This is a genomic window from Lentzea sp. NPDC051838, from assembly GCF_040681245.1.
Taxonomy (GTDB): Bacteria; Actinomycetota; Actinomycetes; order Mycobacteriales; family Pseudonocardiaceae; genus Lentzea.
In genome coordinates, this window is the sequence record NZ_JBFAYI010000003.1 from 501,635 (window position 1) to 514,826 (window position 13,192).

General features: G+C 69.5%; 13 protein-coding genes. 8 read left to right on the forward strand and 5 right to left on the reverse strand.

The features are described 5' to 3' along the window. Positions 1–3 precede the first annotated feature (3 nt). Together AB0M24_RS10765 and AB0M24_RS10770 are read left to right on the forward strand one after the other, a co-directional pair. Positions 4–1,137 (forward strand): glycosyltransferase, encoded by a 1,134-nt coding sequence (locus AB0M24_RS10765; RefSeq protein ID WP_363764057.1) that lies wholly within the window; start codon positions 4–6, stop codon positions 1,135–1,137. 2 nt (positions 1,138–1,139) lie between these two features. After that, entirely contained in the window at positions 1,140–2,336 is a 1,197-nt protein-coding gene (locus AB0M24_RS10770; protein WP_363764060.1) for a glycosyltransferase family 4 protein, read from the forward strand. 17 nt (positions 2,337–2,353) lie between these two features. Here the strand turns inward: AB0M24_RS10770 and AB0M24_RS10775 are convergent, their stop codons facing one another. Together AB0M24_RS10775 and AB0M24_RS10780 are read right to left on the reverse strand one after the other, a co-directional pair. Then, the gene (locus AB0M24_RS10775; RefSeq protein WP_363764062.1) at positions 2,354–3,817 is read right to left on the reverse strand and encodes an oligosaccharide flippase family protein; all 1,464 of its coding nucleotides are present in this window, start codon (positions 3,815–3,817) and stop codon (positions 2,354–2,356) included. A gap of 268 nt (positions 3,818–4,085) precedes the next feature. Beyond that, positions 4,086–4,310, reverse strand: a complete 225-nt coding sequence (locus AB0M24_RS10780) for a hypothetical protein (RefSeq protein ID WP_363764065.1) — start codon at positions 4,308–4,310, stop codon at positions 4,086–4,088. Positions 4,311–4,314: 4 nt separating this feature from the next. On the opposite strand from AB0M24_RS10780, the gene AB0M24_RS10785 reads away from it, so the two are divergent. Next, the gene (locus AB0M24_RS10785; protein ID WP_363764068.1) at positions 4,315–4,983 is read left to right on the forward strand and encodes a right-handed parallel beta-helix repeat-containing protein; all 669 of its coding nucleotides are present in this window, start codon (positions 4,315–4,317) and stop codon (positions 4,981–4,983) included. An 11-nt stretch (positions 4,984–4,994) separates the two neighbouring features. On the opposite strand, the gene AB0M24_RS10790 is transcribed toward AB0M24_RS10785, so the two are convergent. Together AB0M24_RS10790 and AB0M24_RS10795 are read right to left on the reverse strand one after the other, a co-directional pair. Next, positions 4,995–6,350 carry an O-antigen ligase family protein gene (locus AB0M24_RS10790; RefSeq protein ID WP_363764071.1) on the reverse strand — a complete coding sequence of 452 codons (1,356 nt, stop codon included), beginning with the start codon at positions 6,348–6,350 and terminating at the stop codon, positions 4,995–4,997. Next, positions 6,334–7,095: a hypothetical protein gene (locus AB0M24_RS10795; protein ID WP_363764074.1), complete on the reverse strand. Its 762-nt coding sequence runs from the start codon at positions 7,093–7,095 to the stop codon at positions 6,334–6,336. Before AB0M24_RS10795 ends, AB0M24_RS10790 begins: the two co-directional genes overlap by 17 nt. A 91-nt stretch (positions 7,096–7,186) precedes the next feature. On the opposite strand from AB0M24_RS10795, the gene AB0M24_RS10800 reads away from it, so the two are divergent. From AB0M24_RS10800 to AB0M24_RS10810, 3 genes are read left to right on the forward strand one after another with little or no spacing between them, the layout of a single operon-like run. Beyond that, the gene (locus AB0M24_RS10800; RefSeq protein ID WP_363764076.1) at positions 7,187–8,320 is read left to right on the forward strand and encodes a glycosyltransferase family 4 protein; all 1,134 of its coding nucleotides are present in this window, start codon (positions 7,187–7,189) and stop codon (positions 8,318–8,320) included. Between the two features lie 26 nt (positions 8,321–8,346). Beyond that, positions 8,347–9,597 carry an MFS transporter gene (locus AB0M24_RS10805; protein ID WP_363764079.1) on the forward strand — a complete coding sequence of 417 codons (1,251 nt, stop codon included), beginning with the start codon at positions 8,347–8,349 and terminating at the stop codon, positions 9,595–9,597. Further along, the gene (locus AB0M24_RS10810) at positions 9,594–10,574 is read left to right on the forward strand and encodes a hypothetical protein (RefSeq protein ID WP_363764082.1); all 981 of its coding nucleotides are present in this window, start codon (positions 9,594–9,596) and stop codon (positions 10,572–10,574) included. Before AB0M24_RS10805 ends, AB0M24_RS10810 begins: the two co-directional genes overlap by 4 nt. A 38-nt stretch (positions 10,575–10,612) precedes the next feature. On the opposite strand, the gene AB0M24_RS10815 is transcribed toward AB0M24_RS10810, so the two are convergent. Next, a complete protein-coding gene (locus AB0M24_RS10815) occupies positions 10,613–11,317 on the reverse strand; it encodes a polysaccharide deacetylase family protein (RefSeq protein ID WP_363764085.1) in 705 nt (234 codons plus the stop codon). Between the two features lie 45 nt (positions 11,318–11,362). Here AB0M24_RS10815 and AB0M24_RS10820 point away from each other — a divergent pair, with 45 nt between their 5' ends. After that, the gene (locus AB0M24_RS10820; RefSeq protein WP_363764088.1) at positions 11,363–12,313 is read left to right on the forward strand and encodes a glycosyltransferase family 2 protein; all 951 of its coding nucleotides are present in this window, start codon (positions 11,363–11,365) and stop codon (positions 12,311–12,313) included. Then, on the forward strand, positions 12,310–13,149 hold the full coding sequence (locus tag AB0M24_RS10825) for a glycosyltransferase (protein ID WP_363764091.1): 840 nt from the start codon (positions 12,310–12,312) through the stop codon (positions 13,147–13,149). The genes AB0M24_RS10820 and AB0M24_RS10825 overlap by 4 nt, the downstream gene beginning before the upstream one ends. Positions 13,150–13,192: the final 43 nt, after the last annotated feature.

Here is a 13,192-nt window from a genome sequence, read left to right on the forward strand (position 1 = left end):
TGAATGCGACCTCTGGTCGTGCTGTTCTCAGGAGTGACGTGGGACGGCGTTCGGGGTTCCGAGCGCCATCTCACCGAAGCCCTGTCGGAGTACACCGACATCTTGTGGGTGGATCCGCCGGTGTCGCCGATGACTCCCCAGCGATATCGGGGAATCGGCAGCACGGGTAGATCTTGGCAGCCCTCGGTGCGCGAAGCCGCGCCGGGGGTCACCCGTCTCACCCCCATCGCGCTGCCGGGCTGGACCAGGCCCGGCATCCGCGCGACGACCTGGCCGCTGGTCAGGTTCCAGGTCCGGAGAACGCTTTCCCGCCGCCCTCACGCCGTCATCGCCTGTTCGTTCGACGACGTGCTGGGGCGGTGGGGGAGCGCCCGCAACGTTCTCTACGGCACCGACGACTGGGTTTCCGGTGCCTCGCTGATGGGCCAGCCGACGGACCGCCTGCGTGCCGAAGAGCGCGCCACGCTGGCGAGAACGGACGTCGTGCTGGCGGTGACACCGGAGCTCGCCGCACGCTGGCAGGAGTTCGGCGCCGATCCCGTCGTGGTGCCCAACGGGTGCGACACGGCCGCCTACCACGGAATCGAAGACGTGCCACCGGCAACGCTTCCGGAGGGTTTTCCCGCCGAGGTGGCCGGTGTGGTGGGGCAGCTGACCGACCGCATCGACATCAGCTACCTGGAAGCCGTGGCGGACACGGGAATCGGGTTGCTGCTGGTGGGTCCGCGCGATCCTCGCTGGGAACCTTCCCGCTGGCCCGCGCTGGAGGCTTGCCCGAACGTCCACCACGTGGGCCCGGTGCCGTTCGCGGAACTGCCGCAGTGGTTGCGGTGCATGGACGTCGGGCTCACCCCGTACGCGGACACGGCGTTCAACCGCGCGTCGTTCCCGCTCAAGACCCTGGAATATCTCGCGGCCGGCCGCCCGGTGGTCGGCACCGCGCTGCCCGCGACCGTCCGGCTCGCCTCCGAGTCGGAAGATGTCGTTGCGGTGCAGGAACTCTCCGGTTTCGCGGACGCCGTTGTGCGCGCGGCCAAAGACAAGTCAGACGGTCGCGCGCGCAGGCAGGCGTTCGCGGAGAAGCATTCGTGGTCCGCCCGCGCGGCGGTCGTGGCGCAAGTGATCGGTCTGAGGTGACCATGCGGGTTGTCGTCTATCCCCACGCGATGGAGCTCGGCGGCTCCCAGATGAACGCGATCCAGCTCGCGGCCGCGGTGCGGGACCGCGGGCACGAGGTGGTCGTCGTGTCGGAACCGGGTGAGCTCGTGTCGCTGGTGCGCGACTACGGCCTGGAGCACGTCGAGATCCCGTTGGAGCGCAGCCGCCCGTCCCGCCGCGTCGTCGGCGTGCTGGACAGGGTGGTGAAGGAACGCGGCATCGACGTCGTGCACGGCTACGAGTGGCCGCCCGCGTTCGAGGCCTTCTACGGCCCCGGGCTGCGCGGTGCCGCCGCGCCGATCGCGACGGTGATGTCCATGTCGGTGGTGCCGTTCTTCCCGCGCACGATCCCGCTCATCGTCGGTACCGAGGAGATTCGAGCGGAGGCGGTCGCCGCGGGGCACCACCGCGTCACGCTCCTGGAGCCTCCCGTCGACACCGACGCGGACCACCCGGACGTCTCCGGCGCCGAGTTCCGCAAGGAGTACGACCTGCACGACGGCCTGCTGATCGTCATGGTCACCAGGCTCGTGCCGGACCTGAAGCGCCCAGGCCTGCTGGCGGCGTGTGACGCCGTGGCCGAGCTCGACGGCGTGCAGCTCGCGATCGTCGGCGATGGGCCGTGCCGGGACGAGATCGCCGAACGAGCCGCTGCGGCCAACGCGCGCGCGGGCCGTCGTGCGGTGGTGATGACGGGTGCGTTGAGCGATCCTCGGCCCGCGTACGCGGCGGCGGACATCTCGATCGGCATGGGCGGGTCGGCGCTGCGCGCGTTGTCGTTCGGCAAGCCGCTCGTCGTGGTGGGGGAGGACGGGTTCAGCGAGCTGCTGACGCCCGAGACCCTGCCGCGGTTCCTGTCGGCCGGCTGGTTCGGCATCGGCGGCGACGGGGTGCCCGCGCTGCGGGAAGCCTTGCGCAGGCTTTCCGAGTCCTCCTCGTTGCGGGCTGAGCTCGGCGAGTTCGGCCGCAAGCTGGTCGTGGACAGGTTCAGTCTCCGGCGTGCCGCCGAGCTGCAGGAGAGCGAGTACGAGGCCGCGATGGCGTTCCGCACGTCCGGTGGGGTGCGGGCACTCGACGTGGTGCGCTCGGCGAGCGGCCTCGCCACGTACAAGGTGAAGCGCAAGATCTCCCGGCTGCGCGGCCGACTGGTGGTGGACGACGCGAACGCCCGGCGCTGAAGCCAGGCGCGGTCTGGTCAGCCCAGCTGCTTGACCAGGCCGCGCATCGGCCACACGACGGCCAGGTACACGCCGCCACCCAGCACGCCCCCGAGGAGCAGCTGGGTGAGCGACGGTTCCGTGTACCACCGGACCGTCAGCACCACCGCGGTCAGCAGCGCGGCGCCCACGAGCGGCCTCACCACGGCCGCGCCCAGCACCCGTGCCCGGACTCCGGTGCGGCACACCGCGTAGGTGAAGGCCGGCAGCACCAGCAGCACCGCCACGAGCGCGTGTGCCGCCGCCACACCCCGGATGCCGTCGAGCAGGGCACCCGCCGGCAACAGCGTGATCAGCGCCGTCAGCCAGATGCCCTGCAACCACAGCGTGCGGCCTGGCAGGCCGAGCGCGACGAGGAAGTCGTAGCCGAGCTCGGTGGCCACCCGGACGATCCCGAGCACCACGAGGAACTGCAGCGCGGCGGCGGATCCCGCCCACTTCGCGCCGTACAGCGTCGTCACCGTCGGCAGGGCGAGCAGACCGAGCAGTCCGCACACCGGTAGCGCACCGGCGAACAGGAGCGCGGTGAACCTGGCCAGCAGGGCCTCACGTGCCACCGGGTCGTCCTGCACCCGCGCGAACGCGGCGAGCGAGACCCTGCGGATCACCACGGAGAACATGTTCACCGGCCAGCTGGCCAGGTTGAACGCCTGCAGGTAGAGGCCGAGCGCGACCGCGCCGAGCAGGTGGCCGGTGATCACGTAGTCGACGTTGAGCATCGCGAACACGAGCAGGCTGGCACCGGCCAGCGGCAGCCCGAACGCGACCAGCTCCCGCGCCTGCTTGCGGTCGAACCCCGGCTTGGGCCACATCGACACCAGCCGGAACAGCAGCACGGCCGACAAGGCGTTGCCGACCAACCGGCCCCATGCGAGGCTCCACGCACCGTAGTCGGCCAGCGCCAAAGCTACGGTCACACCGGTCGTGAGGGCGAGATTGGACATGTCGACGGTGAGACGGGTGCCCTGGCGGAACTCGCGGTTCACGAACTGCGCCGCGGCGGCGGTGGCGCCGTCGATCAGCACGGACGCGCAGAGCAGCCGGACGACGCCGGTCGCGCCGGGTGCGCCGAGGGCCTCCGAGAAGGCCGGCGCGCCGACCCAGCAGAGGGCGTACAGGACGCAGCTGGACAGGAACGAGATGGTCGTGACGGTCGGCGCGATCTCCCTCGGGTCACCGGGCCAGCGCACCAGGGCGAGGCTCACGCCCAGTTCGTTGATGGCCAAAAGTGCACCCAGAGCGACCAGTGCGACAGCGAACGCGCCGAAGTCCTCCGGCACGAGCATGCGCGCCAGAAGGATTCCTGTGAGGAAGGTTCCAATTCGCCCGAAGACGGTGTTGAGGAAGCTCAGGCCGAGCGCTCGGCGGATCTTTCCGGACGGGGTGGACTTCTGCTGGTCGTCCGCGTTTTTGGTGCTGCTCAACGGATCTTCGCCGCTCATCTGGCCTCCTCCCGCGCGGAGCGATCAATTTTCTTTATGGCTGGCGAAATTCTTGTCAAAGGTTTGGATTTCACGCGGCCGTGGGGTAGGAAGTGCCGTGTTGCCGCGAAGTAGCGGGGGGACCGACGAAAGTGACATTGCCTGGACTTCCGCATGTCCGGCGCGAGGATCACGCAAAGGAAATCTGTATGAGAACTGCCCGTGATAAGGCCGTGACCAGCACTGTTCTGCTTGCCGCAGCAGCGCTGGTACTGACTGTGACCGGGTGTCAGGCCGGTAAGGCTGCGGAGGAGGGCAAACCCACCACTGCCTCCAGCTCGGAGACCACGGCGTCCTCGACGCCCGCTTCGAGCAGCAGCGCCGCACCGTCCAGCTCGAACTCCTCGACGGCGAAGCCGCTCCCGACCACGACCAGCCCGAAGCCGCCGTCCACCCCGACCCCGCCCGTCGCCGGTGGCTGGCCGGGCCCGAACAACACGGGCTGGGCGCCCACCGGCGTGAAGCTCGCCGCGCTCGGGTGCAACGGTGGTGAGTACCTGATCGACAAGGACGGGACCGTCATCGACGGCAAGCAGATCCCGTGCTCGATCCGCGTCACCGCGGACAACGTGAAGATCACCCGCAGCAAGATCACCGCGACCGGCCAGTGGGGCGTGTACCTGGTGGACAAGAACGCCGGGCTCACCCTGCAGGACGTCGAGATCGTGGGCAGCGACAACTGCGAGTACGGCGTCGGCTTCGAGGACGTGACCTCGATCCGCATCAACGTCAGCGGGTGCTCGGACGGCGTCAAGATGGAGAAGGGCTCGTCGCTGATCGACTCCTGGATCCACGACCTGAGCCGGGGCGACGGTGACCACAACGACGGCATCCAGATCACCGGTGGCTCGAACATCACCATCCGGCACAACCGGATCGAGAACCCGAAGAACCAGACCTCGGCGATCCTGGTCGGCGGCGAGTTCGGCTCCCCGTCGAACATCCTGATCGAGAACAACCTGCTCAACGGCGGCAACTACACCGTCTACCTCGACCCCAAGGGCACGAACCGGGTCATCCGCAACAACGTGTTCACCCGCAACTACGTCTACGGCCCGGCACGGCTGGACGGACAGGTGGACTGGACGAACAACACCTACGAGGACGGCGCGACCGTCAAGGGCTGAGCCCAGGACGGTCACTCGCGCGGCCACGGCAGCCCTCGTCTCCACACCGGAGGGAGGGCTGCCGCCGCACGTTGCATGCGCAGCAGCGCGCCACTGCAACCCAGGAGGATGAACATCAGCCCGCTCGCGATCTTGAACGCGAAGGTGTCGTAGGTGGCGCTGGAGACGCCGAGCATCGTGATGCAGGCGAGCATGGTCTGCGCCAGGTCGCGGACGTACGGCTCGGCGCTCAGGCTGCGGGCCGACGCGGCGGCGTACATGCCGGCGAGGAACAGGAACAGAAACGCCAGCATCCCGATGACGCCGTTCTCCACCAACGATCCCAGGTACTGGTTGTCGATCGGGCCGAACCTCGTAGGCAGGTAGGTGCCGAAGCCGCGGCCGAGCCAGAAGTGCTTCGCGATCGTCGCGCTCGTGCTCGCGTAGTCGTCGGTGCGGCCCTGGATGCTCGGGTCGTTGGAGATGTTGCTGAACAGGCTCAGCAGCGTGCCGACGAGGCCGGGCACGAACGCCCGCAGCACCACCAGGAACCCCAGCATCGCGACCAGCGTCTGCATCACCTGCTTGGCGGGCCAGGTCGGCAGCAGCACGATCGCCGCGACCAGCATGCCCAGGATCGCCGAGCGCGACAGCGACACGACGCCGCCCATCGCCAGCACGGTCAGGCAGAACCACCAGCGCCGGCTGGGCTGTTTGCGCAGCTTCGCGCGGAACGCGTAGTGCGCGGCGAGCGGCACCGCGAACGAGCACACGACACCGAACTCGATGGGGTGGCCCGCGGTTCCCGACGGCCGCCGGAAGATCGACCGCTGCAGCACCGCCTCACCGGTGCCGACCTCGCGCAGTCCCGGCACCACCATGTACCGGGTGAGGTCGAAGCCGGTGAAGAACTGCAGCATGCCGATCGTCGCCATGATCGCGCACGCGATGACGACGAACTGCAGCACGCGGTCCAGCCGGTCCAGGGTCCGCACGCCGTCGACGATCAGCAGCCCGGACGCCATCAGGGCGACGATCGTGACGAAGCTCAGGTCCGCCGACTTCAGCTCGTCGTAGGGCATGTGCTGGTACGTCGCCCACCCGTAGGTGGCGATCTGGGACGCGGCGAACACGAAGATCGCGGTGCGGACCGCGTTGCGGCCCTTGGCCATGCCGAGGCCGTCCACCATGTGCGCGCACAGCCAGATCAAGCCGAGACCGAAGCCCAGCAGCAACGAGGGACGCACGTCGAGCGGCAGACCGGAGAACACCAGCCGTGCCGGGATGAGCACCAGCACGGCGATGTAGACGACGGCCAGCGTGGCGCCGTCGGCACGCGTGAGCGTCCGCCGCTGGCCTGCCGCCTTCAGGTCAGCTTGGCCGCGCAATGCGCACCGTCGGGTTCGCCTCGCTGGCCATCTTGTTGTAGCGCGGCCCGTCGCCGGGCGGCGGGTCCTTCGGCCACTGGGGCTCCGAGTCGTCGGGCTTCTTGTCCTTGCCCGCCTTGGGCTTCCGGCGCTGCATGAAGCTCTCGATCATGAACGCGGAGGTCAGGCTCGCCGCGAGGCCCAGTGCCAGCGCGGCACCCGCGGCCCGCAGCTTGCCGCCGACGAGCAGGGTGGCCTCGGTGGGCGCGACGACGGTCTCCACGTTGATGAACGTCGCCTCGGGCGCGCCGAGCTTCTTCTGGCGCTCGATGAGCTCGGAGCTCAGCCGCGCGAACGCGTTCTCGACGGTCTTCTTCGAGGCTTCCGGCGTCGGGGCGGTGCAGACCACCTGCACGAACGGCCCGCGCAACCCTCCGTCACCGGCCTGGCACTCGATGTGCTTGTCGTTGCCCGTCAGCTGCGCGTAGACCGCAGGGTCCAGCAGCACCTGGGTGAGCAGCTGCGCGGTGGTGGTGAGGCTCGCGTCGAACGCCAGCAGCGGGTTGATGATGCCCGCCGGCTTGGTGGGGTCGTTGGTGACGGTGGCGCCCGCCTTCGGCACGGTCAGCAGGTCGGTTCCCGTCGACTCGTACTGCGGCGGCACGGAAGCGAACACGATCCCCGCTGTGCCGAGCGACAGCACCAGTACAGGCAAAGCGACGTACCACCGCCGGAGGAGGACCTTGATGGTCTTCCAGAAATCCATGCTCATCCTCATTGGGTCGCGGTCGGTCGCGCTGTACGAACGGATAATCGCGTGGTCCGGGATTTCGTTACGCAGAGCTAAGGTGTGGCTCATGCGACTCGGATTCGCCTGCGCTTGGGACCCTCGGCCGGAACTGACTTGGTCGCACACTCCCTGGAACCTCAGGAACGCACTACGTGAGCGTATCGAGGTTGTGGACATCGGGTTGCACTACCCGACCGCGGTGCGGACGACTCTCAAGGCCTTGAACGCCCGCCGCGTCGACGGCAAGTGGGTGTCCATGTGGAAGCACTCGCGGCTCGCCCGCCGCTACGGCGCGGCGAGTCTGGAGCGCGGGCTGCGGGAGAACCCCTGCGACGTCGTGCTGCAGGTCCAGGACCTCGCGCCGCTCGACGCGCCGTTCCTGATCCTGCAGGACCTGAGCTACGACGTCCTGTTCGATCACATGGACGCCTCCGGTGGGCTCGTGCACTTCCCGTCGCTGACGCGGTCGGACCTCGAACGGCTGCGCGACCGGCAGCGCGGGCTCTACGCGAGCGCCGCCGGAGTGATCGCGATGAGCCGGTGGTTCGCCGACCACCTGGTGAGCGTCTCCGGTGTGCCGAAGGAACGGGTGCACGTCGTCAACCCCGGCGCGTCGGCGGCGTGGAGCGGAGCCGAGGTGCCCGCCGAGGTCGTGCGGCGTCGCCTCGAAGGCCCGCGCAGGCGGCTTCTCCTGGTGGGCAAGGACTTCTTCACCAAGAGCGGTCCGCAGGTCGTGGCGGCGCTCGCGCGGCTTCGGGCCGATGTGGACCCGGAGATCACCCTGACGGTCGTGGGCCCGCTGACGTGGCCGCTGCCCGGCGAGGTACCGCCCGGCGTGACGTTCCTCGGCAGGCAGCCCATCGATCGGATGGCGGCGATCTACGACGAGCACGACGTGTTCGTGATGCCGTCGCGTTTCGAGGGGTTCGGCATCGCGCTCGTCGAGGCACTGGCCCGCGGGCTGCCCTGCGTGGCCCGCAACGCCTTCGCCATGCCCGAGATCGTGGAACACGGGCGTAACGGAGCCTTGGTGCAGACCGATGAGTCAGCAGAGCTGGCCGGTGTCATCGCCAGCCTGCTGGTGGACGATTCCGTGTTCGAGCGAACGGCTGCCGAGGCGGCTTCCGTTCGCGGGCACTACTCGTGGGAACGCGCAGCTGACGAGGTCATCGCGGTCGCGCACGAGGCGGTCCACCCCTAGCCGACCCAGCGGAGGAGACGTACCCGATGTATCTGGCCTCCGCGCGGCAGACCCCCGTCGACCCCTCGGGCAAGACGAGCGTCGGAGGAAAAGTACCGGGCACGGTGTTCGCGCTCGGCACGGTGAGCCTCCTCACAGACGTCTCGTCCGAAATGGTCACGGCATTCATGCCGGTCTACGTGCTTTACGTCCTGCAGCTCGGATTTGTCCAATTCGGATTGCTCGACGGTTTGTACAGCGGGGCAACGGTATTGCTCCGGCTGGTCGGCGGCCACCTCGGTGACCGGCTCGGCCGGTACAAGGTCGTCGCTCTCGCGGGATACGGATTGTCCGCAATCACCAAACTGTTGTTCCCGTTCGCGGGCGCGTCCACCGCCGCGCTCGGCGCGATGGTGTCGCTGGACCGCGCGGGCAAGGGTCTGCGGACGGCGCCGCGGGACGCGCTGATCTCGCTGGCCACCCCGTCGGACACCCTCGGGCGGGCGTTCGGGCTGCACCGGGCGATGGACACGTTCGGCGCGATGCTCGGGCCGTTGGTGACCTTCCTGATCCTGCTCCAGCTCGGTGCCGACCCCAGCATCGTGTTCGGCGTGAGCTTCTGCTTCGCGCTGCTGGGTGTGATCGTGCTGATGAGCTTCGTGTCCGGCCCGGCGCCGGCCGCCGCGGTCGCCCCGCGTCCCAAGATCTCGATTCGCGATGGTCTGAACCTGTTGCGCGGCAGACGTTTCCGCGGCGCGACGGTCGCGGCCGCCGCGCTCGGCCTGACCACCATCAGCGACGCGTTCGTGTTCGTCGTCCTGCAACGCACCGCGGACGTGAAGGCGAGCCTGCTGCCGCTGCTGCCGCTGGGCACCGCGCTCGCGTTCCTGCTCGCCGCGCTGCCGCTCGGGCGGGTGGCGGACAAGGTCGGCCGTTGGCGGATGTTCGCGCTCGGCCACGTCGCGTTGCTCGGTGTGTACGCGCTGCTGGTCACCGGCGGCCGAGGCATCGGGATCGTGTGCGCGGTGCTGGCGTTGCACGGGCTCTTCTACGCGGCCACGGACGGTGTGCTGATGGCACACGGAGCGGAGCTGGTGCCGGAGTCGTTGCGCGCCAGTGGTCTCGCGATCCTGCAGACCGGTCAGGCGGCCGCGCGGCTGGTCTCGTCCGTCCTGTTCGGCGTGCTGCTGACGTTCCTGGAGATGCGGACCGCCGTGCTCGTCGCGGCGGTGGCGCTCGTGGCCGCGTTCGGCGTGGCGTTCGTTCTCACCAGCCGGAAGAAGGAGAGCGACGCGTGAGTGTGCTCGCCCGTCACAGGATCCTGCTCGGCGTCGTGGCGATCGTGCTCGTGCTGCTCGGCGGCGGCGGGTTCGTCGCGTGGACCGCGGCGAAGAACAACCGCGTCCAGGCGGCCAGTTCGCCACCGGCGCGGGACGGTCTGCTGTTCGTCGACCTCGAGGGCTACCAGGGGCAGGTCGACCAGGTGTCGCTCGCGGACCCCACCGGCCCGCGCACGCCGACCTCGCTCAAGTGCCAGCGCGTCTACGCGGCGGCGGGCACGACGGTGTGCCTGCGGCTGGCGGGGCTGGGACCGCAGTACGAGGCGGCTGTGCTCGACGCCGGCGGCGAGGTCGTCAGGACGGTCGCACTGCCGGGCACGCCCAGCCGCGCGCGGGTGTCGGCGTCCGGCAAGGTGATCTCGTGGACGACCTTCGTGACCGGTGACTCGTACTCGGTGCCGGGCGGGTTCTCCACGCGCACCGGCGTGCTGAACCTGGCCACCGGAGAGCTCATCGAGTCGTTGGAGCACTTCACCTCCACGGTGTCCGGCCAGGTGATGACAGCGCCGGACATCAACTACTGGGGTGTCACCGTCGCGTCCGACGACCGGACGTTCTACGCCACCCTGGCCACGGCCGGACGCACCTGGCTGATGAAGGGCGATCTGGCCGCGCGCACGATGACCGACATCAGGCAGACCGCGGAATGCCCGTCGCTGTCACCCGATGGCACCAAGGTGGCGTACAAGAAGCGCACCGCGCGTACTGGTCCGTGGGCGCTGGCGGTCGCTGATCTGGCCGGTGGCAAGGAGATCGTCATCGACGGCACGGTTGGCATCGACGACCAGGCGGTGTGGCTGGACGACCGGACGCTCGCCTACGCCGCGACTCGAGGCGACGAGAAGCGGTCGTCGATCTACCGGGTGCCCGCGGACGGATCGGCTGCGCCCGAGCTGTTGATCGCGGCGGCGGCGTCGCCGGTGCCGGTGCGCTGAGTCAGGAACGGCGCACCGTTCGGTGCCTGCGTGGTGAGTCAGGAGCGGAACCAGGCGCGGCGGACGGTTGTGCCTTCTCGCAGGGAATCCTTGAGCGACACACCGTTCAGGCCGCGTTCGGCGAGGCCCTCGCAGAGCAGCCGGGTCACCTCGCCGCGGTCGAACGTCGGCTCAGGCCCGTCGTCGACACCGTCACCAGGCCCCGCGAACCCGTCGTGCATCAGCAGCACTGATCCACTGTGGACTTCCCCCAGCGCCCGCGCCGCGATGTCCCGCGCGGGCCGATCCTCCCAGTCGAACCCGGCGGCGTTCCACACCACCGACTCCAGGCCGGTGGACCGAATGGCCGCATAGGTGCTCGGCCGCTGTGCGCCATATGGCGGACGGAACCAGCTGACCTCGCGGCCGGTCAGGTCCTCCAGCTCCCGCTTGCCGTCGAGCGTCCGCCTGCGCACCGCCGAGGCCCGCAGCGAAGTGAGACGGACGTGGTCGACGCCGTGCAACGCGATCTCGTGGCCGGCGTCCGCGACCTCGCGCAGCAGCGACCGGTGCTTGCGGGCGCGGCCCAGCAACACGAAGAACGTTGCCGTGCAGCCGAATTCCGCCAACGCGGACAGCACCCGCTCGGTCGCGCCCGGTTGTGGTCCGTCGTCGTAGGTGAGCACGACATCGGGCCGTGGTGAGGAGATCTGCTTGACGGACCCGATCGGCGCTGTGAGCGGAAGCACAAGGCGGCGGAGCATGCCGATCACTGTAACGACACTCCAGCAGCCCTCGATCCAACTGACATGAGTCGTGGCTCCGGGCTGGTCGGTTTGTCGATCTTGATGGTGTCCTACAACGCCGCCGATCACCTGGGTGCCACGTTGCGTTCACTCCAGGGAGCGGCCGCGCCGTCGGATCCCCACGAGGTTCTGGTCACCGACAACGGATCCGCCGACGACGCCGCCGACGTGGCCGAGGACCTGCTCGGCACGGGCGCGGTCGAACGCCTGAACCGCAACACCGGTTTCGCCTTCGCCGTCAACCGGACGGCGGAACGGGCGAAGGGCGACTACTTCCTGTTGCTGAACCCGGACGCGTGTCCCCGGCCGGGAAGCATCGACGCGGCACTGGCTCTGCTGCGCGCCCGGCCGCAGACCGGCATCGTGGGCGGCCGGTGCGTGACACCCGACGGTCAGGTCGATCCGCGCAGTTGTTTCGGCCGCATCACCGCGTGGAGCCTGACCAGCGGCATGCTGGGCCTGTCGAGCGTGTTCCGCGGTTCCGCCTTGTTCGACCCCGAGTCGCTCGGGGACTGGCAGCGCGACGACGACCGGCCCGTCGACGTGGTCAGCGGTGGCTTCCTGCTGGTCTCGCGGGAGACCTGGGAGCGGCTCGGCGGGTTCGACGAGACCTACCGGATCTACGGCGAGGACCAGGACCTGTGCCTGCGCGCGGCCGCCGCGGGACTGCAGCCGCGCATCGCGCCGTCGGCGGAGTTCGAGCACGCCGTCGGCGCGTCGTCGGCGAACCGGGCCAACCGGGACGTGCTGGTGCTCACCGGTCGCGCGACGGTGGTGCGGCAGCACCTGAAGCACAAGGAGTACGGCCTCTTCGCCATGCGCACCGGAGTCGCGTTGCGCGCACTGGCCGAAAGTGTGCTGCGCAAGCAGCCCCGGTGGCGCGAGGTGTGGCGCCGGCGGGCCGACTGGTCGGGTGGCTGGCAGGCGCGCGCACAGGAGATGACGTCGCTGTGACACGCTCGATCGCGGGTGTCGTGATCCCCGCGCACAACGAGGAACGGGGCATCGCGCGCTGCCTGGAGGTCCTGCTCGCCGGGACGTCGGCGGGTGAGCTGGACGTCGTCGTGGTGGCGAACGCCTGCGACGACGCGACCGCGGACGTGGCTCGTGCGGCGGGCGTGAGGGTGGTCGAGACCGCGATCGCCGGCAAGGTGCACGCGATGACGCTGGGGGACAAGGAGTGCTCGGCCTTCCCGCGGCTGTACCTGGACGCGGATGTCGATCTGGACGCGGAGTCGTTGCGCGCCATGGTCTCCGCTCTCGCCGACAGCGGCGCGCTCGCCTGCTCTCCCGTCCCGGAGCTCGATCTGGAGGGGGCCGGTCGGGTCGCGAAGGGTTTCCACCGGGCGATGGGCGCGTTGCTCGCGGATCGGCGTGGCCTGTCCGGCACGGGTGCCTATCTGCTGGCCGAGATCGGGCACAGCCGCGTGTTCCCGATGCCGGAGATCATCAACGACGACGGGTACGTGCAGCGCAGCTTCTCCCCGGCGGAGAAGAGGATCGTGCCGCAGGCGCGCGCGGTCGTGCGTCCGGCGCGGACGGTCTCCGCGCTGGTGCGGCGGCGGGCGCGAGTGCGGCTCGGCAACCGGGAGTTGGACGCGCTCGGGCTGCGCGCGGACCAGCCGCCGCTGGGGCTGGGGCGGTTGCGGGCACTGGTCCGCGCGGGGGAGGTCACCACGCCGGACGCGGCGTGTTTCCTGGCGGTTCTGGTGGTCGAGAAGGTGCTCGCGCGGTGGCGCAGCCTGCGCGGCGAGGCCGGGACGTGGTCCGCCGACCGCACCACGAGGTAACGGAGTCCCGTGGTGCGAACGACTAGATGAGCGTTGAAACCTT

Coding starts and splice junctions, on each gene's coding strand:
- AB0M24_RS10805 (WP_363764079.1), top strand. CDS start 8,347: ATGTATCTGGCCTCCGCGCGGCAGACCCCCGTCGACCCCTCGGGCAAG.
- AB0M24_RS10775 (WP_363764062.1), bottom strand. CDS start 3,817: ATGAGCGGCGAAGATCCGTTGAGCAGCACCAAAAACGCGGACGACCAG.
- AB0M24_RS10765 (WP_363764057.1), top strand. CDS start 4: ATGCGACCTCTGGTCGTGCTGTTCTCAGGAGTGACGTGGGACGGCGTT.
- AB0M24_RS10770 (WP_363764060.1), top strand. CDS start 1,140: ATGCGGGTTGTCGTCTATCCCCACGCGATGGAGCTCGGCGGCTCCCAG.
- AB0M24_RS10795 (WP_363764074.1), bottom strand. CDS start 7,095: ATGGATTTCTGGAAGACCATCAAGGTCCTCCTCCGGCGGTGGTACGTC.
- AB0M24_RS10815 (WP_363764085.1), bottom strand. CDS start 11,317: ATGCTCCGCCGCCTTGTGCTTCCGCTCACAGCGCCGATCGGGTCCGTC.
- AB0M24_RS10820 (WP_363764088.1), top strand. CDS start 11,363: ATGAGTCGTGGCTCCGGGCTGGTCGGTTTGTCGATCTTGATGGTGTCC.
- AB0M24_RS10800 (WP_363764076.1), top strand. CDS start 7,187: ATGCGACTCGGATTCGCCTGCGCTTGGGACCCTCGGCCGGAACTGACT.